Origin of the sequence: Marinicella gelatinilytica (genome assembly GCF_026410405.1) — a bacterium.
GTDB lineage: Bacteria > Pseudomonadota > Gammaproteobacteria > Xanthomonadales > Marinicellaceae > Marinicella > Marinicella gelatinilytica.
Map to the genome: position 1 here is coordinate 32,460 of NZ_JAPMLN010000016.1, position 19,377 is coordinate 51,836.

The window sequence follows — 19,377 nt, forward strand, 5'->3', positions numbered from 1 at the left end:
CTCTTATAAATACGTCATCTTGGTCTTGGTTTTGACGACGCCATCAGATTCTTCTATGCGAACCACCATATCTTTGTATTGCGGCGGCCCCATGTTGGCAACGGCTTCATTGGAAAATCCGTAACCTTCTAACGGCATACCAAAGGCATTCATGTCCAATTGTTGATTACCGTTTTCATCGTGGTAAAGACGCACCACATAATCACCAGGGGTTAAATCTTTAAAAGTGAATTCACCGGCGCCTTGCTTGGCCGGCATCATGGCACTTTGTGCTGCGTTGTTATTGTTATAACTGTCCTCGCCTAAAAATAACTGCGCATAGACAGTCCCTTCGTCACTTTTAATATGATCGATTGTGACTGTCAAATCTGCGGCTTTAACCGAGCAGGTGATTGATAAGATCAATAATCCAGTTGCTATGGCTTTTCGTAAATTCATAATGAATGTTCTCATTGATTAAAGTGAAATCCATCATAATTGGCTTACGCGAAGAATCAATGACCATTACGTCAATGAGCCCGATGGCTTCGCAAAATACCGGTCTAACCGCTTTACGATTCGCGAAATAACCGCTTAAATGACGTGGATTTAGTTGATTAGTAGAATTTAGAGCTGTGGTAATGTGACCACTTAACATCTATGCTGAACTGTTGACAATGAAATTCCTAAAGCGTTTTGGTTTTCAATAATTTTTTATACACTATTCAAGCGCTTGCCTGTCTTCCAATATTGCGAGCCATTGATCAGCCAGGAAATTTGGTGGACTAAGGAGGTTGATTTTAAGGTCACCTTTGCGGTTGGCGAGGCATTTATTGGCAAAGTCGCCAGCCATATTTTCTTTAGTCAGATTAATGCAGGGGTCGTTGTTGGCCATTTCAGTCAATCGCTGATTGATTTCATAGGGCGACGAAATGACTTTCAATCGGCCACGCATTAAGTTAGCACATACCGGCTGCTCATCAATACAGCGGCTAAAATCGATGTTGCTGGGTGCCACCAATAATTCTTCACGCTGTAATATGCGGATGTCTTTGCCGGTTTCACGACGATAAATGGGATGCAAATAAGCCCACAGCAAAATGGGTTTAAGGATTTGTTGTTGATAAAAGCTATATTGATGATAGTTTTCAATCAGCAGTTTAGAATTGGCAACCACAGCAGAAGGCTTGTTATCAATCATCAATAAATAAAGGTTAATGATGTTGTCATTTTTAACAGACAATTGATGGTGACCACGCTCGGCGATAATGACCGTGCGGTCTTGGCTTATCAAAGCATTAACCAATGGATTGTAATCGGGCTTGACCGGCTGACTGGCGCAGGCGACCAGTAACGCGATTGCAGAAAGTAAGATAAGGTGACGCATAACTAGACTTCATGTTAAATAATGGGCTATTGTAGCGTCCATTTCATAAAAATAAATGTGATGCAGCACCCTTTTTGCTGTGATGTTGCCTATTAATGGATTTTATACACTGGAAAAAGTGTTTTGTGGCTTTACTTTATGGGCTTTGTTCTTTAGAATACGCGGTCTTGTTTTGTACAGAACAGTGGACACGATTATGAGAAAAGACATTCACCCAGAATACCGTGAAGTGGTATTTCAAGATTCAGGCGCTGACTTTGCGTTTTTGACGCGCTCATGCCTGCATACTAAAGAAACCATCAAATGGGAAGACGGTAACGAATATCCTTTGGTAAAAATCGAAATCTCATCCAAATCACATCCTTTTTACACCGGTCAACATAAAGTGGTTGATTCCGGCGGACGTGTGGATCGATTCAAACGCCGTTACCAAAGAAAATAGTAAAGAGTCTTTTGCAATAAGGCTTTTTGCCAAGTATTTCAAAAAACCCGATTTTATCGGGTTTTTTTGTGCCAAAGCGATGACAAATTAATGGGTTTGTTATCCTTGCTTAGGTTGATTTGTTTAATCGGTCTCAATATGATGGTAAAATAAACGCTTGTTTGAAACCTGCCCAAGAATAAGAATTCGGAGAATAATTTCATGAGTGACGACGTTGTTAAAATCACCACCCCGGAAGGAACCACCGCTGAGCTACCTGTTAAGCGTTCAGTTTTAGGACCACCTACATTTGATATCAAAACGCTGCACAAACAAACCGGCTATTTTACCTATGATTCAGGTTTTGCCGCCACCGCAGCTTGTACCAGCGATATTACCTTTATTGACGGTGAAGAAGGTGTGTTGTTATACCGTGGTTACCCCATTGAACAATTGGCTGAAAACAGTAACTTCATGGAAGTATCCTATTTATTACTGAATGGCGAACTACCAACCACCAAGGAATATGATAACTTCACATCCTTGATAACCCGGCACACCATGGTACATGAAAAAATCCGCTCTTTCATGAAAGGATTTCAATACGATGCCCATCCAATGGCCATGATGATGAGTGTGGTTGGCTCATTCGCGGCTTTTTATCACCATGATACCGATGTTAACAACCCAAAAGACCGACACTTAGCGGCGATTCGTTTGATTGCTAAGATGCCCACCGTGGCAGCAGCCGTCTACAAAAACTATATTGGCCAACCCATCATGTATCCCAATAACAGTTTAAACTTCACTGAACGGCTGTTACACATGATGTATGGCGTCCCTGCAGAGCCTTACGAAGTTAATCCGGTGGCTGCAAAAGCTTTGGATTTATTGTTTATATTGCATGCCGATCATGAGCAAAATGCCAGTACCTCAACAGTACGTCTGGTGGGTTCTACCGGCGCCAATCCTTATGCCAGTATTGCCGGTGGTATCGCTTCTTTGTGGGGTCCGGCACATGGAGGCGCCAATGAGGCCGTTTTAAATATGCTGGATGAAATTGGTGATGTCAGCCAGATTGATAAATACATCGACAAAGCCAAAGACAAGGATGATCCGTTTAGATTAATGGGTTTTGGCCATCGGGTTTATAAGAACTTTGACCCACGCGCCACCATTATTCGCAAAGCCACCCATGAAGTATTGGATGCGTTAGGGATTGATGATCCACGTTTGGAATTGGCCATGAAATTAGAAGAAATTGCGTTAAAAGATGATTATTTCGTAGAACGTAAGCTTTACCCGAATGTGGATTTTTACTCCGGTATTATCTACAAAGCCTTAAACATTCCGGTACAAATGTTCACCGTGATGTTTGCTTTGGCACGAACAGTTGGCTGGACTGCTCAGTGGTTAGAGCAGCATGAAACTGAAGACACCCGTATCGGACGTCCGCGTCAAGTCTACCGGGGTGCCGAAAAACGTGATTACGTGGCACGACACAAACGCAGTTAATGCTTAAACAACAGTTGCAGATACTGGGTTTCGACCCGGAAATCACACTGCAACAACTTGACGATAATTTAACCCTGTCTTATCAAGACGGGGTTTTGTCTTTATGCCGACAAGGCAATTTAGAACGCTGCTTTGCCATTAATTTCAACGACCCTAAATTTACCTACCGCTTACAACGCGCATCACATGAACAGGTGGTTAAAGCCTGCCGTATAAAAAAACAGAAGCACCTTCGTATTATGGATGCCACTTGTGGCCTGGGTCGTGATGCCATGTTATTACAACAGGCGGGTTTCTCGGTCACTGCGTATGAGCGTCACCCAATTTTAGCGGCATTATTGGCCGATGCTTTACATCGCTTGCCTGAAACCATGACAGGATTCAAATTACAAGCAGCGGCAGCTGAAACCGGATTTAACCACACTGATTATGATGTGATTTATCTGGACCCAATGTTCCCAAGTACTGCAAAATCAGCACGGGTAAAAAAGGATATGCACATCCTGCAAAAATTACACCACCTTGCATCGGATAATGGCCTGGCTTTATTTTACGCCGCCTGGCAAGCCGATTGTCAGCGTATTGTTATTAAACGACCACAAAAAGCCGACACCATAACATCGCAAAAACCCACATTTCAAATTAACGGTAAAACCTGTCGCTTTGATGTCTATCAACGGGCTTAAACTGCTGAGACCTCTGCTTACTGCTTAAGCCTGAGACTTTGTAAAAAAGAATTAAAAGTCTAAAGTTCAAGGCAGGAAACGCGAATAATGGCAGGGTTATAGATTTTTTTAACGCGAAAATTGAGACTTTTTAACGTGATTTGCGACTTAAATTGAGATCTCGATAGATTAAAACCTTAAATATCTACTTAAATGTTTATCGGCCAGATTATCGCTGTAACCTTTGATCTGAGGTTTGACCAAATGTCGTGACACATAGAAATACAAAGGAATCAGCGGTAATTCTGATTGCAAAATGCTTTCCGCTTGTTTAATTAAGTCATTGCGATTATTTTTATCCGAGGTGGCACGGATTTGTTGTACCAATTGGTCATAATCAGCATCATTAAATTGGTAATAATTAAAGCGCGAATCTGATTCAAACAGCTGTAGATAATTCAGCGGATCTTTGTAATCAGCAATCCAGCCACCACGAAACACTTGTTTATTGGGGCCTTGGCGGGTTTTGATAAAAACCTTCCATTCTTGATTATGCAAGCGAGTCTTAATACCTAAATTTTGTCGCCACATGGCAGCCACGGCAAGTGCCGTTTTTTTCTGATTATTACTGTTATTATAGAGTAAATCCAATCGCTCACTATCAACTTTGAAATCACTTTTGGCTAAGTATTCTCGAGCTTTGTACAGGTCAAAGGCATTGCGCTCATTATTTCTCGTCGGAATTAAACCGGCGGCCGGTTTTTGGCCGGATTTCAGTACTTTATCCACCAAAATATCCCGGTCTATGGCCCAATAAAGTGCTGTGCGCAGATTTTTATCTTGCAGGTGTTTATCTGCCAAATTTAAACCCAGAAAAAAGCTTCCGTTGTAAGGCGCCACCCGCAACGCTTTGGGATAATGTTTGCGAAGCCAATCCAACTGATTATCAGGAACGGTTTCGGTGATGTCTAATTCACCGGCACGAAATTTAAGTAGCTCACTGTTTTGGTTTTCAGTAACGATGTACCTTATAACGGGTATGCGCACTGTTTCATGACTGTGATAGTGGCGGTTTTTGTGCAAAGCAATCCATTCATGAGGGCGATGTTCCGACAAGACATAAGCGCCATTATAAACCGGCTCATCAGGCTGGTGTTTCGGCATGGGTGCAAATACCGGTAACAATAACTTATCGGCTAATGCCGAATCTATCTGATTCAGTTGAATGCGTAAATGAGAGGCCTGGTCGCTTGAAATACGTAATTGTCCATCTCGCTGCATATTCGCAAATAAAAATGCGTAAGGTGCTACTGTATCTGGCGACACCGCTTTTTGCCACGCAAAGATAAAATCAGCCGCCGTTAGCGGCTCTCCGTCACTCCAAGAAGCATTGTCTTTGAGGTAAAAGTCCCAGGTTAAACCATCGTCGCTAATTTCATAACGTGCAACAGCACCCGGCACAGCCTGACCGGTTTCATTATAGGTAAATAAACCCTCGTATATATCATGCAAAATATTATGACTATTTAAGCCTTGCGCCAAATGGGGGCGCAGTGAATCCGGTTCTGCACCATTTCCTCGGTTTAATGTATTCGTTTCCGCGGTTGCGACAGAGACAATCAAACTAAACACTAAAATCAACAAGTGGGTGCTGGATATCAATGAATTAACCATAAATGATGTGGTTTTCCGGTTCAGTTTTGGTATCATTCTTATACTTTATCATGGCTCTATCTTATGACCAAATCTGTGCTCATTGAATCAAAAAATCAACTGATTGACTACATTGCTTCAGGCAGTAAACCCAAAGCAGAGTGGAAGGTCGGCACCGAGCATGAAAAATTTGGTTTTCACAAACATAACTTAAAGCCATTACACTATGATGAACCGGGCGGGATTCGTGATATTTTAGAAGGTTTAGCCAAACACCATAATTGGCAACCGGTTTATGAAAACGGTTACCTCATAGCGCTTTCTCGTAACGGTTGTTCAATCACCTTAGAACCGGGTGGACAACTGGAATTATCCGGCGCCCCGTTGGCTGATGTTCACCAAACCTGTGCTGAAACAAATCTCCATCTCAACGAGGTCAAAAGTGTGGCTGAACCATTTGGAACTGCCTTTCTTGGTATGGGTTTTCAACCCACAGCCAGTCGTGAAGACATTGCTTTTATGCCAAAAGACCGTTACAAAATCATGAGTGCTTATATGCCTAAAATGGGCAATTTAGGCTTAGACATGATGAAACGCACCTGCACCATTCAAGCCAACTTAGATTATTCTTCAGAAGCCGACATGGTGAAAAAGTTTCGCGTGAGCTTGGCTTTGCAGCCGGTGGCAACCGCATTATTCGCCAACTCTCCTTTTACCGAAGGTAAAACCAACGGTTTTCTTAGCTATCGCTCGCACATTTGGACAGATACCGACCCTGATCGCTGTGGTATTCTGCCTTTTGTTTTTGAATCCGATATGGGCTTTGAACGATACGTGGATTATATGCTGGACGTACCCATGTATTTCGTTTTACGAAATGGCATTTACTTAGATGCTAGCGGCTTATCATTCCGTGATTTTATGGCCGGCAAGCTGAGTATTTTACCGGGTGAAAAACCCACAATGAAAGATTGGGAAGATCATTTAACCACCGCTTTTCCTGAAGTTCGACTAAAGAAATTCTTAGAAATGCGTGGTGCCGACGGTGGACCTTGGCGGCGAATTTGTGCTTTACCGGCTCTCTGGGTGGGGTTATTGTACGACCAAACCCAACTTAACCAAGCCGCTGACATGATCAGTGACTGGTCCATAGAAGACCATGCTTATTTGCGTAATCAGGTGCCCAAATTAGGACTGTGTACTCCTTTTAAATCAGGCAACGTCAGGGATTTGGCCTTAACCATGCTGGCCATGGCCCGCGCCGGTCTAGAGAAGCGTGCCATTAAAACCAGCTGCGGCAAAGACGAAACGGTTCATTTAAACGCTTTACAAGTCATCGCCGATACCGGCGTCACACCGGCAGAACGTAAATTGGGCAAATACCATGGTGTTTGGAACCAACAATTGGATGAGATTTTTAAACTTTGTGCTTATTGAGCCATAAAAAAAGCCCGCTTATAAACGGGCTTTTCTGATTTAATTTAACTTGAACAAGGTCTGTAAGGGCACAGATTCTCGCAACCATTGCCCACCTTCAACACCATCATAGTTTATGTCGATATCGGCGCTGCCATCGGTTGATAGATCATTCAACTTATTCTTAAGATTTAACCGCAAACTACCCACTTCATTAAATATTAATGGTTGTGGCGCGGCGTCTCTGGGGTAACCCTCCACTTGATAGAAGGCACTGTTATAGTCTTTACTCGGCGATAAAGGTTCATCATCGGCTAAAGCCCAACGCGGATTACCGTCAGCATCATAGTAAAACAAGTAGCCAACCATGGCTTCTTTGTTATGAACAAGAGAAAAACCCCATCCGGTATCCGCTTCACCACCATACCATGCGGTACTGAAATCAGGTTCGGCTTTATTAACATCAACCAGAATAGGCTGAATACACCACACTTCTTGCTCGCCATTAATATGCCATTCTGCCAATGCCACTCGCTGTAAATCGCGATTTTCGTTGTCTTGACAAGCGGCATGGTTTTGAGCTGTTTCCACATTAAAATCAATGCGTAAGCGTCCATCACTTAAATTTGGGTCCTCATACAGTGGATAACCATTTTCCGGATTGATCTGGTAATCATATAAGACCCGTTGCAAAGTTTGTGGTTCAAAGCTGTCATTGAGTACACCATTTTCCAAGGTTGAATAAGATAAATACCAATCAGGTTTACCCAAATCATCATAGGTGTAGAACATGGTGTAATAAATATTGTCACGGCCAACCGGCTCAATTATAAATCCATGACCATTATATTTGGGGTCATACCAAGAACCTTTGGTCGGTCTCACATTACCGGCATTGACACAACTATCACAACTCAATTGCTCACGGTTAAAAACATTGGTTAAACGAATATCATCGACCCAAAACCCATTGACCGATGATTGCGTATCTGACACCACCCGAAATCTGAAACGGATGGTTTTGCTGACGTAAGCTTCACCCAAATCAATATCGGCTTCGCGCCATTGAGGGCGACTTCCAGACCAAGCAAAATGACCTTGAGCGGTGTTATTATTGCTTAATTGTCCATCATAAGGCACACTGCTTAATAAGCCGATATCAAGCCATTCATCTTGGCTTTGTACCTGCATTTCTAAAACTGCACCGTCCCAATATTGGTTGTTACCAAATTCTAAATCATAAGCCAAAGCGAAACTTAAGACGTTACCACCATCGGCCAAAGTCAGCCAAGGTGAGGTCAGGGTTTTATCTGCGAATTTATTTTCCGAGGCAGCAAACCAACTGGCATTACCATTAAAGGCTTTACTGCTGTCTTTTTTCCAGGCCACTGTACCTAAATTTAAACTATCTTGCATCAAGTCGTTGGCTTCGGCACCGGCAAAAAAGTCACCTTTTGTCAGTGTTTGATTCACCGCTGTCATGGCTGTTATCTCAGTAGCAAAATTCCCATACTCGGTCATAATGGTTACTGGAACATTAATGGCGGCTGCACAAGTCGCCGAACTGGCTAAGCTGACAGCCACAGCCACTTTTTGTTGACTAAATGGGGCTAAATTAACTTTTTTGTTACCACCATTAACCGTTAAAGAGCCCTTATTTGACAACGCAAGACTAACATTTTTTAGGGCTTGATCACTGTGATTTTCTAACATCAGCATAAAATGACCCTGTTCACCACGATCAATAAAGTCATCATCATCACAACTGGCATCCGCTGCAATAAATTTCAATAAAGAAACGCTGATTGGGTTTCTTTGTGCACGGTAAGTGCCGCGACCATGGGTGCCGATATATAAATCATTGTCACCGTTCCACACCAAATCCATAACCCGGGTAAAGGCAGGACCGTACTGATATCGCTGCCAGCTATAATCAACGCCATTGGATGTTTCTCCAACCCATAACCCCAGTTCACTGCCCACAAATAAACGTTTAGATTCCATTGGGTCATTAATGACTTGAAATAAAGGAATCTGAGGCAGATTACCGGTGATGTCAAACCAGGATTGACCAGCATTCGTGGATTTAATCAATCGACCTTTGTAATAACCGCCTAACGTGACATACACAGTATTACCGGTGGTATCAAATTCATCCACCCGAATATCAGTGACCACTGTGCTGTTAAATCCAATGACATCTGAATTAATTTTAATTTTAGTTACCGTGTTACTACTGCCTAAGCCATCAATTCTAACCAGGTGATTATTATTTACATTGGCCATACCGGCAAATGCTTGACTTGTTTTATGGGGGTTAAAGGCCACTGCGGACACGGAAGATCCGCTGATTACACCAGTCACATCTTGCCAACTGGCATTCCCTAATTGTCGAATATTACTGGAATAATACACTTTATTGGTACCCACCAACATTCGGTTACCATTATTCTCATCTAATACATATGGCTGAATAAATCGGGCACCTTCAGTATCCGGTAGTTCGATGGCTTCTGCACTTAAACCACCATCTCTGGAGCCGTACATTTGACCGTTCACATAAGAATTATAGATATAATTACTTTGTTGCTGATCCCAGGCGCTGTAACCGCCATCTCCGCCTTGCCACTCTAGCCAAGTCTGCTTATCACCAAAATACAACTGGGCACCATTATCTTGGGTACCTGAGTTGACAAAGCGACCGTCCGGACTGACTGAAATTCCATAAGATTGAGAAATATTCAAACCATTGTTCAAATGGGTAAAGCTATTTCCACCATCCACTGATTTTGCAACACCACCATCATTAACAAAATAAATATGATTGGGGTTATGTGGCGAGAAAAAATAACCGTGATGATCAGCATGCATATAACGCTGTACCTGTCCGGCCTGAGGGAACCAGTTTGATTTCTTAACTATGGCATTACCACCATCATTCGATACAAATAAATCGATGGCGCCGATTAAAACATGGTTGGCATCGTTGGGATTAACAGCAATTGCCAGATCATACCAACCTTGACGCTCAATAAAATTGGTTTGTGAAGCTGTTTTATTAAACTGTAGTTGGTTGCCTGAGTTCGCTGTCCATAAACCCAAGGTTCCATTGGTGGCGCCACCTTCTAATTCCACCGCTTCTTTTGAAACAGCCACATAAACTTGACCGGTTTTTGCAAAACCAATCTCCATACGCTCCACCTCATCGATGGGCAGACCACTGTTACTGAGCTTTTGCCAATTAGCACCTCCATCAATTGAACGCATCACAAAGCGCTGCAGATTTGTCACTGTGGCGGGTTTAATTTGACCGTTGACCGTTGCTTGAGCATTGATGATTTTATTGCCCAAAGACTGTGTAATCATGACTGAAGGAATGCTTATTGAACCATCTTCTCCACCCATAATGATGGGCAAAGAGCTGTCATTTTGATAAACAACCACGGCTTTTGCGCCGGCTGTTTGTGCATTTTTAACTTTAATGGTGAAGTCACATTGGCCCCGTTGAATCAGTGCAATTTTACCGCTGATGTTATTGCTGATACTTTCACAGCCATCTTGGGTGGTAGCAGTGCCATCTTTAACCATGACTATTTCACCACTGATACCAGTATTGGGTACTGCTGGCCCGAAGCCGGCAGGCACGGCATCATATTCACCCACCAAGCCGCCTGGTGTGGTAATCTTTAACGTTGCCTGTACTTGATTTGGGCTACCAAAATGATAAGCCAGCAAATGCTGTTGATTTGATGGGTCTCTTTTTAAATCCGTAAAACCCCGACCCGTGGTGGTGTGTTGGCTTACTTCCTGCCAGCTTTGTCCTAAATTGGTGGAGCGCATAATACCGGCATTGGTGGCCGCCAATAACACGTTACTGCCGGGGATACGGGCTAAACGGTTAACATAAAAAAACTGGGACTGGTTGGTGCTGTTTAGTTGTTGCCAGGTTTCACCAAAATCTTCTGAAACAAAAATACCGGCACCTTGGGCGGCATCGAAATTAAAGAAACCTTCGCCGGTACCGATAAAAACCCGCTCAGAATTATCGGGATCCACCAACATGCTGCCGATAGCAATATTCGGTAAGAAATCGGTTTTAGGCTCCCAGCTCTGGCCATCATCTATTGACTTCCAGACACCTCCTGAGACACCACCGGCCAATAGATAACCGGGTTTATCAGGATGAATGGCAAAACCGCGAATTCGACCACCAAACACACCAGGTCCAATATCTGCAAAGCGCATGGGTAAGGCATGACCGGTTTTAAGTGCTTTTTCCTTGGCCTGAATTTGACGTTTGATGTCCATATTCATTTGTGAAGGATTCTTATTACCTTTCGGCATCTGACGCATATCCGCAAGCCATCGCGCTGCTTGATCCGGTTTATCGTACTTTTTAGGTTCTTTTTGCTTTTTGAAAACGTTAATATTTTTTGTTATTTCACTTAACTGTTCATCACCACCGATTTGCGCCGATGGTCGCATAATGAACACCAAGACACCGAGCAGTGCAACAAACAATAAATTGACAAATAATTTCATGGCTTTGTGGGTGTGGAAAACAGAGCATTTTACCACAAATTAAAAATTAGCCACTGACAAAGCATTTATGCCAAATTAATCAACTGTAACAATGTGAAAGACTTAACTCGGCACTAGGAACCGTGGCAGCAGATAAAAACTGATTAGTTTATATCTGCTGCCAAAGTAAAAAGGGGGTTCTTTATTGAAGAAATGTTAACAGTAGATAGGATGCCAGGATCACCACCACCCAAAGAACCATACTACCGGCCGGGTGTTTGTCAGAAAGTAAACCACTTATTTTAGCGTTTTTGTGTGCCAAATAGTTTGTGGTTAGGGTAAATACCCGAGTCACTGACTGGCTGAACAAACCGTAAACCCGCTGAGACATGGCCACAGTACCTTGCCAAACTGCCGGTAATACACGTCGATAAGTCCATTCCACGTCTATGTTGGTTGACCGTAATTCCGGCGGATACAGGTTTTTCAGGTTTAGCCACACAAAAGCCAAAGCCGAGAAGAACAACAGTTGCGTTTGTGCCAATATATGGGTGGCATCATAAGGGTTATAACCGGTGTCATAAGGCAACAAGGAATACAGGGCCGCCGGATACACACCAATACCGACACATAAGGCCGCTGCTATAAACATGGCAATCAACATATTACTGGGCGGATCACTGGCTCTGATACCTGAGTCATGGGCAAAGAACGCAAAATAAGGAATCTTAATACCGGCGTGATGGAAAACACCTGCCGAGGCAAATAATAACATTAACCACACCCAGTTATGACCATTTTCGAGGGCTGCGCTCATCACCATGGACTTACTCACAAAACCGCTAAACAGCGGGAATGCCGAAATCGAGGCGGCACCCACAATACATAAAATCGTGGTTTTGGGCATGGTTTTATACAAACCACCCAAATCAGAACCATTAATACGTCCGGTCATGTGTAACACCGCACCCATGGACATAAACAACAGACCTTTAAATATAACATCGTTAAACGCATGGGAAACCGCGCCATTAATGGCCAATGCAGTACCAATACCGACACCCACCACCATAAAACCAACCTGGTTAATCAGGCTGTAAGCCAGCACCCGCCGCAGATCATTTTCAATCACCGCAAAAAATATCGGGAAACAGGTCATGGCCGCACCAATATAAATCAACAGTTCGGTACCCGGATAGGCCCGTGCCAAGCTGTAAACAGCCACTTTACTGGTGAAGGCACTGAGGAACACGGTTCCGGTGACTGTGGCTTCAGGATAGGCATCGGTCAACCAGTTATGGGCAAACGGGAAGGCACATTTAATACCAAAAGCGATAAAAATCAGCCAACCTGCAATGCCTTGTAAACCAATATATCCAAAGGCTAGGGTGCCATTCTCGGCGGCATAAAACAGGGCACCCACCAACAAAAGAAGACCCGATATAACCTGGATAATAAGATAACGCATTCCGGCGGTATAAGCTTTTTGCGTGCGACGTGCCCAAATCAGAAACACCGAAGTAAACGCCAATAATTCCCAGAACACAAACAGGCTCAGTAAATCACCTGAAAACACGGCGCCCAAACCACTACCGGCATACATTAAAGCCGCCACTTGCTGCACCGTATCACGCACATGTAAGGCGTAAATAATGGCAATAAAAGCGGCAATATGAAATACATAGCCGAACATCAGGCTGAGTTTGTCTACCCGATAGGGGATTAATTCATAACTGAGAAAGGCAAATTGCAGGTGACTACCTTCAGGCACAGTCCATAAATGAATGGCACTGAGCACCGGGATGAGCACCATCACCAGGCCACGCAAACGCCCACGGGTAACGGCGGCAATCACAGCACCAATAAAAAAAGGTACAAACGGCGGTATCTCAAGCATCCACATTGTTATCACCTTTTGTTAATTGCTGATCTTTTTGGAACCTGGCTTCTTCCAGCTTTTCATAATAATCTTCAGGTCGCATCAAAAAGGTGCGCATCCATTTAGCGACAAACACCAACACCACACAACCCACAAATCCATAGATCGGATAAAACCCCCATAAATTCTCCCAGGGGTGATAGATATGGCGATCTATAACAAAATCCAAAAGCAATAGCAGCGCACACAGCACATAAAACACGGTTAATAAGCGTTTGACGTTTTTTGGATTGTCGAAAATATATTGTTTTTTATTGGCCATTGGCGACCCCCGGCGTGTTGAGTATGGCTTGCACTAATTCATAAAGCGGTTGTGGGTAAACAAACAACACCACACAAGCCACAGTGGTCAAAGATAATGCCATTAATGATGGCAACGGTGCTTCATTCACTGTGATTGCAGATCGGTCAATCGAATCTTTGGGGAAGAAACCCCGTAATGGTATGGGCAATAAGTAAGCAATGTTCAGCAGTGAACTAATCATCAGTATCACCATCAGCGCCCATTGCTGGGTTTCCATGGTACCCATTAATAAGAACCATTTGCTCCAGGTACCACCACCCGGTGGCACCCCGATAATGCTGAGGCTGGCAATGAAAAATGCGATCATGGTCACCGGCATTTGCCAGCCCAATCCCTGCATCTCGCTAATTTTCGATTTTCCGGCAGTCACCAATATGGCACCGGCACAGAAGAACAGGGTGATTTTGCCAAAAGCATGCATGGCGATGTGCATGGATCCGCCAATCACTCCCGCTGATGTGGCTAACAAAGCACCGATGGTGATATAGCCCAGTTGACTGATGGTCGAATAGGCCAAACGGGCTTTTAAATTATCCTGGCGCATGGCAATCAGTGATGATAAAAGTACCGTGATACCCGCCAAGTAAAGTAAAAATTGGGTGCTCGGTAAAATCGCCAATAGATCAATGCCGAAAATAAACACACACACTTTCATGATTGAAAAGACACCGGCCTTAACCACCGCCACAGCATGTAACAAAGCACTGACCGGTGTTGGTGCCACCATCGCAGCAGGTAACCAACGGTGAAAAGGCATAATCGCTGCTTTACCAATACCAAACACGAACAGCATCAAAATAGCACCGGCCAACACCAGATTGACATCACCAGCAAAAACACCGCCGGCGGTAAATGCCAGGCTACCGGCCACCATCCAGGTACTGATTATCGCCATCAGGAAAAATAAAATCGAAGTACTCAGTAAAATGCCCAGATATACCCGGCCTCCGGCTTTGGCTTTATCCGTTCCGGCATGAGTTACCAATGGATAAGTCGATAATGTCAGCACCTCGTAAAAGATAAACAAGGTAAATAAATCAGCGGCAAAGGCCACGCCCATGACGGCACTGATGGCAATCGCAAAAAAACTGTAAAAACGGGTTTGCTTAACCTCATTGTGTTTACGCATGTAACCAATGGCATAAACGGTGGTAATAATCCACAGAAAACTGGCAATCAAGGCAAACAGCATACCCAGGGGTTCTATGCGGAAATTAATACCTAAACCGGGAATGATTTCCAACCACTGAACTTGGATATCTGCGCCTTGTTTTAACCCGTTATAAAGCATAACAACACAATAAAACAGCAGTAAGCCAGTGCCAATGGAAACGCCTTCCCGTAGATTGGGCTTACGGCCCGTGGCCACAATCGCAATCACCGCAAAAAAAGGCAGTGCAATGGACAATTGTAATAATGTTTCTAACGATAGATTCATGGCGCAACCCCAAACAAGTTTTCCGCTGCCATTTGAGCGATTTGCACATTAATCCGGGTATCAACACCAAAATACACATTCGCCAACACCAAAATCCATGTAGGTATTAAGATGCCCAGCGGTGCCTCTTTAACGGATTCGTTGTCTTTATTCGGGGCACGGAAATAAGCGACTTCAACCACGCGCCACAGATAGATAATGGCCAATAAAGAACCGAACAGGATGAGTATCGCCACCGGCCACCAGCCGTTTTCAATCATGGCAACAACCAGATACCACTTACTGATAAAGCCAACTGTGAGCGGCACACCGATTAAACTCAAACCACCGACCACAATAGCCGCCATGGTTAAAGGCATTTGTCGTCCTAAACCCTGAAAACTTTTTAATTGAACATTGCCCAGTCGGTACATAACGCCGGCCAAAGCCAGGAATAAAGCACCTTTCATCAACGCATGGTTAAATATGTGCATAAGACTGGCCGATAAGCCCGCCGCTGTGCCGACACTGATACCGACAATCATGTAACCCACCTGGGCGATACTCGAATAGGCAAATATATGCTTTACATTTTGTTGATAAATGGCCGAAGTGGAGGCCACAAAAACACCCAGCAGCCCCAACACCAAAAACAATATATTTAAGGGCAAAGTGGTGAATGAGAAAGATAAGCCAAAAACAGTAAACGTAAATCTGATGAGCAGATAAATCGCCACTTTGGTGGAAGTAGCCGCCAACATCGCGGTGACAATTGACGGTGCGTAGGCATAGGCATTGGGTAACCACAAATGCAGCGGAAACAACGCCAACTTTAAACACACCCCAACCACCACAAATGCAAAAGACACAAACACGGTTCGGGTTTGCGCCACCTCCGGCAACCGTTCCGCCAGGTCTTGCATATTCAAGGTACCGGTCATCTGATACATTAAGCCGATACCAATTAAAATAAAGGTGGCACCAATGGTACCCATAATGAGGTATTGATAAGACGCCCACAAAGCGCGCCTGTCTTTACCCATGGCAATCAAGGCATAGGCTGACAACGATGAAATTTCCAAAAACACAAACACGTTAAAGGCATCACCGGTGGCCAGAATACCAAGCATACCGGTTAAGGACAACAAATACAGGGCATAAAAATAGGTCTGGCGATTGCTTGATAACTCATTTTCTAAACTGGTGCGAGCCGCCAGAAGAACCACAGCACTGAGACCTGAAACAACCATTATCACAAAGGCATTTAAGGCATCAATGCGGTATTCTATTCCCCACGGTGGTGCCCAGCCGCCCAGTTCGTAACTAATGACCCCTGTGCTGGTGACTTGTTGCACCAACAGAACACTGATTGTGAACGTTAACGCCGTAACCACACAAGCAAACAGCCAAACTAGTTTTGGTCGCTTTAAGAATAAGCACAAAGGTGCCGCCAGCAGGGGTAATATGACCTGCAATATGGGTAAATGTGCCATCACGATAGATTATCTTGTTGTTGAATGAATTCTTCTTCGATACTGTCATACGCTTCGTTAATGCGGACAATAATCGCAAGCCCCAAAGCCGTGGTGGCAATACCCACCACAATTGCTGTCAAAATCAGCACATGGGGTAAGGGATTTGAGTATTGAGTGATACCATCGGCTAAAATTGGGGCACTGCCGCCATCCACTTTGGCCACACTGATGTAAAAAATAAACACCGAGGTTTGAAAAATGGTCAAGCCCACCAATTTTTTTATGAGATTTCCATGCGCAATAATGATATAAAAACCAAGCATCATCAACGCCACCACAACCCAATAATTGTAATGTCCAATTAACATATTTATGCTCCTAAATCATCCGAGATTTGTTGAGGTCCTTTGCGCCCGGCAAAGTTAAAGAAAATAATGATAATCACCGATGCAACGGTCATACCGACGCCCAACTCAATCAGTAAAATGCCTAAATGCTGTCCCGCCACCGGGTTTTCCAACAACACGTTATAATCCAGAAAAGTGCCGCCATTGAGGAAAGAAACAACCCCGACTGCGCCATAAAGCAAAACACCAAAAGCCGCAATCAATTGAATCAAACTTTGACTAATAACCCGGCGGGCTATATCCATGCCAAACAACATCGCATATAAAATGATACCGGCACCAAAAATCACACCGGCTTGGAAACCGCCGCCAGGCCCGTATTCGCCATGAAATTGTACATATAAGGCAAACAACAGAATAAAAGGAATTAATATCTTCCCGACAATGCGCAGTACGATGTGTTGATCTTCAATGGAGTCATTAATCGTCGGCAGTTTCTTGCGGGTGCCTGTACCATTGACTGTGGATAACAAACCAATAATACCGAGACCGGCGGTAAAAATAACCACCACTTCACCAAAAGTATCAAATCCCCGGTAAGAAGATAAAACTGAGGTCACAATATTCGGGATACCAATTTCATCATAGGAGTCTTCAATATAGCGTTGCGCAACATGTGTATGAGCGGGTGCATCAGCCATACCAAAAATAGGCATGTCATAGGTGCCGTAAATTAATAAACCACCTGTGATCACCACCACCAGCAACGCCAGCAACGGTTTATGACGGGAAGGGTGTTCCTTGCGCTTTGTTTTGGCAATCGCCACCAACAATAACAAGGTGGAAATTCCGGCACCGACAGAAGCTTCGGTAAACGCCACATCCACAGCATCCATGGCCATAAAAAAACTGGCGGTGAGTAAACCATAAATACCGAGCAACATAACAACGGCAATCAGGTCTTTCATCCAAATGATTGCGACAACCACGCCCACCATCAAGATGAGCAAGACAATATCAATTAACGTTTCGATGATTTCGACTCCTGCTGACTTTTGTTGTTGGAAATTGGCTTAAGACCACTGCGAAAAGCGGCTTTGGCTAAGGCATGCCCGGCTGTTGGACTGGTCAGTAAAATTAACAATAAAATGATGACCAGCTTCATAATCGCCAAAGCACCCGGATTGAGCAACATCATACCTATGATAATCATGGTCGACGCCAGGGTGTCGGTGACCCCGGTGGCATGCATTCGCGTATAAAAATCAGGAAACCTGATTAAACCAATACCGCCGGCTAAAATTAACAGCGCCCCTGTCAATAAAAATATTCCGCTGAGTATTTCCATGAACATGTCCATTAACGTCTCTCCTGCTGTGATTGGCTGTCACTGTCCTGACTAAACCCATCAGAATCTGATAGCCGCAAGAAGCCAATGACACTGATGAAATTAATTAAGGCATATACCAGAGCCACATCCAAAAAATCCGGGCGACCCATGAAAAACCCCATTAAAGCAATCAATAACACGGTTTTGGTACCAAAAACGTTAACCGCCAGAATGCGGTCATACAGGCTTGGCCCCATAAAACAACGCATGATGGACAAAGCCATAACGACAAATACTGCGATAATTGTGGCACTAATCATGATTTTTCCAGTTGACAAACGCGGCGATCCATTTCGCCGGCTTTAAGGGCTTCTAAATCCTCATGCAATAATGCATGAACGGTTATTTCATCGTCTTCTAACTCAATTGCCACGGTGCCTGGTGTTAAAGTGATTGAATTGGCCAGGATAACTTTACCCATGTCGGTTTTAGCACAGATTTTTATGGTCGCCATGGACGGTGAAATATAGGCTTTGCCTAGCACAATATGTTTTACCACCTTAATGTTGGACAGCACAATCTCTTTCATCAACCAGCCATAATATCGCGGCAACCTAAAGGCTAAATGAAACGGCACCGATTCATAATCAACGACATCCATACGACGGGCAATAAACACCACCAACGCCACAGACACGACCCCTAACATCAGGATAATCGGCGTAAACATGCCGGAATTCATCAACCAAAACAAAACCAGCGCTATTGTTATACTCAGAGTGTATCGCATCATAATATTCGCTCATTAAAAGCCAAGAAAAGATCTGTAAGCAAAGACCATCGGTTTGGCATTCGGGCAGGCTTGCTTATCGCCCTCATAGGAATGGCGTTAAAGGTGAGATAATTTGTGGTCAAGGTTTGTTGCATTAATACTGTCTCTTATCTAATTAATGTGTCATTCCGATCATAAGTATTTGTAAGTAAACTTAATAGAGGCTCAACAACACG

The 19,377-nt window shown here is 43.8% G+C and carries 17 protein-coding genes; 4 read left to right on the forward strand and 13 right to left on the reverse strand.

The features are described 5' to 3' along the window. Positions 1-3 precede the first annotated feature (3 nt). Positions 4-438 (reverse strand): DUF2141 domain-containing protein, encoded by a 435-nt coding sequence (locus OS173_RS10835; protein ID WP_267184306.1) that lies wholly within the window; start codon positions 436-438, stop codon positions 4-6. 262 nt (positions 439-700) lie between these two features. Continuing rightward, on the reverse strand, positions 701-1,366 hold the full coding sequence (locus OS173_RS10840) for a hypothetical protein (RefSeq protein ID WP_267184307.1): 666 nt from the start codon (positions 1,364-1,366) through the stop codon (positions 701-703). A 196-nt stretch (positions 1,367-1,562) separates the two neighbouring features. On the opposite strand from OS173_RS10840, the gene OS173_RS10845 reads away from it, so the two are divergent. The 3 genes from OS173_RS10845 to OS173_RS10855 all read left to right on the forward strand — a co-directional run bounded on the left by OS173_RS10845 (position 1,563) and on the right by OS173_RS10855 (position 3,988). After that, the gene (locus OS173_RS10845) at positions 1,563-1,808 is read left to right on the forward strand and encodes a type B 50S ribosomal protein L31 (protein WP_267184394.1); all 246 of its coding nucleotides are present in this window, start codon (positions 1,563-1,565) and stop codon (positions 1,806-1,808) included. 201 nt (positions 1,809-2,009) lie between these two features. Further along, positions 2,010-3,302, forward strand: a complete 1,293-nt coding sequence (locus tag OS173_RS10850; protein ID WP_267184308.1) for a citrate synthase — start codon at positions 2,010-2,012, stop codon at positions 3,300-3,302. Beyond that, the gene (locus tag OS173_RS10855) at positions 3,302-3,988 is read left to right on the forward strand and encodes a class I SAM-dependent methyltransferase (protein ID WP_267184309.1); all 687 of its coding nucleotides are present in this window, start codon (positions 3,302-3,304) and stop codon (positions 3,986-3,988) included. The genes OS173_RS10850 and OS173_RS10855 overlap by 1 nt, the downstream gene beginning before the upstream one ends. 168 nt (positions 3,989-4,156) lie before the next feature. Here the strand turns inward: OS173_RS10855 and OS173_RS10860 are convergent, their stop codons facing one another. Further along, on the reverse strand, positions 4,157-5,677 hold the full coding sequence (locus OS173_RS10860; RefSeq protein ID WP_267184310.1) for a peptide ABC transporter substrate-binding protein: 1,521 nt from the start codon (positions 5,675-5,677) through the stop codon (positions 4,157-4,159). 27 nt (positions 5,678-5,704) lie between these two features. Here OS173_RS10860 and OS173_RS10865 point away from each other — a divergent pair, with 27 nt between their 5' ends. After that, positions 5,705-7,057 carry a glutamate--cysteine ligase gene (locus OS173_RS10865; protein ID WP_267184311.1) on the forward strand — a complete coding sequence of 451 codons (1,353 nt, stop codon included), beginning with the start codon at positions 5,705-5,707 and terminating at the stop codon, positions 7,055-7,057. A gap of 39 nt (positions 7,058-7,096) precedes the next feature. Here OS173_RS10865 and OS173_RS10870 read toward each other — a convergent pair whose 3' ends face one another. The 10 genes from OS173_RS10870 to OS173_RS10915 all read right to left on the reverse strand — a co-directional run bounded on the left by OS173_RS10870 (position 7,097) and on the right by OS173_RS10915 (position 19,162). Continuing rightward, entirely contained in the window at positions 7,097-11,578 is a 4,482-nt protein-coding gene (locus OS173_RS10870) for a PA domain-containing protein (protein ID WP_267184312.1), read from the reverse strand. Between the two features lie 181 nt (positions 11,579-11,759). Then, a complete protein-coding gene (locus tag OS173_RS10875) occupies positions 11,760-13,454 on the reverse strand; it encodes a Na(+)/H(+) antiporter subunit D (protein WP_267184313.1) in 1,695 nt (564 codons plus the stop codon). Continuing rightward, positions 13,447-13,758, reverse strand: coding sequence for a hypothetical protein (locus tag OS173_RS10880; protein WP_267184314.1), 312 nt, complete (start codon positions 13,756-13,758; stop codon positions 13,447-13,449). The genes OS173_RS10875 and OS173_RS10880 overlap by 8 nt, the downstream gene beginning before the upstream one ends. After that, on the reverse strand, positions 13,748-15,238 hold the full coding sequence (locus OS173_RS10885; RefSeq protein ID WP_267184315.1) for a monovalent cation/H+ antiporter subunit D family protein: 1,491 nt from the start codon (positions 15,236-15,238) through the stop codon (positions 13,748-13,750). Before OS173_RS10885 ends, OS173_RS10880 begins: the two co-directional genes overlap by 11 nt. After that, complete coding sequence (locus tag OS173_RS10890; RefSeq protein ID WP_267184316.1) at positions 15,235-16,710, reverse strand: monovalent cation/H+ antiporter subunit D family protein; 1,476 nt, start codon at positions 16,708-16,710, stop codon at positions 15,235-15,237. The genes OS173_RS10885 and OS173_RS10890 overlap by 4 nt, the downstream gene beginning before the upstream one ends. Then, positions 16,710-17,060 (reverse strand): cation:proton antiporter subunit C, encoded by a 351-nt coding sequence (locus tag OS173_RS10895; protein ID WP_267184317.1) that lies wholly within the window; start codon positions 17,058-17,060, stop codon positions 16,710-16,712. The genes OS173_RS10890 and OS173_RS10895 overlap by 1 nt, the downstream gene beginning before the upstream one ends. A 2-nt stretch (positions 17,061-17,062) precedes the next feature. Next, positions 17,063-18,037: a Na(+)/H(+) antiporter subunit B gene (locus OS173_RS10900; RefSeq protein ID WP_267184395.1), complete on the reverse strand. Its 975-nt coding sequence runs from the start codon at positions 18,035-18,037 to the stop codon at positions 17,063-17,065. A 23-nt stretch (positions 18,038-18,060) separates the two neighbouring features. Beyond that, positions 18,061-18,399, reverse strand: coding sequence for a monovalent cation/H(+) antiporter subunit G (gene mnhG / locus OS173_RS10905; protein ID WP_267184318.1), 339 nt, complete (start codon positions 18,397-18,399; stop codon positions 18,061-18,063). Continuing rightward, on the reverse strand, positions 18,399-18,689 hold the full coding sequence (locus OS173_RS10910) for a monovalent cation/H+ antiporter complex subunit F (RefSeq protein WP_267184319.1): 291 nt from the start codon (positions 18,687-18,689) through the stop codon (positions 18,399-18,401). Before OS173_RS10910 ends, mnhG begins: the two co-directional genes overlap by 1 nt. Next, positions 18,686-19,162: a Na+/H+ antiporter subunit E gene (locus tag OS173_RS10915; RefSeq protein ID WP_267184320.1), complete on the reverse strand. Its 477-nt coding sequence runs from the start codon at positions 19,160-19,162 to the stop codon at positions 18,686-18,688. Before OS173_RS10915 ends, OS173_RS10910 begins: the two co-directional genes overlap by 4 nt. Positions 19,163-19,377: the final 215 nt, after the last annotated feature.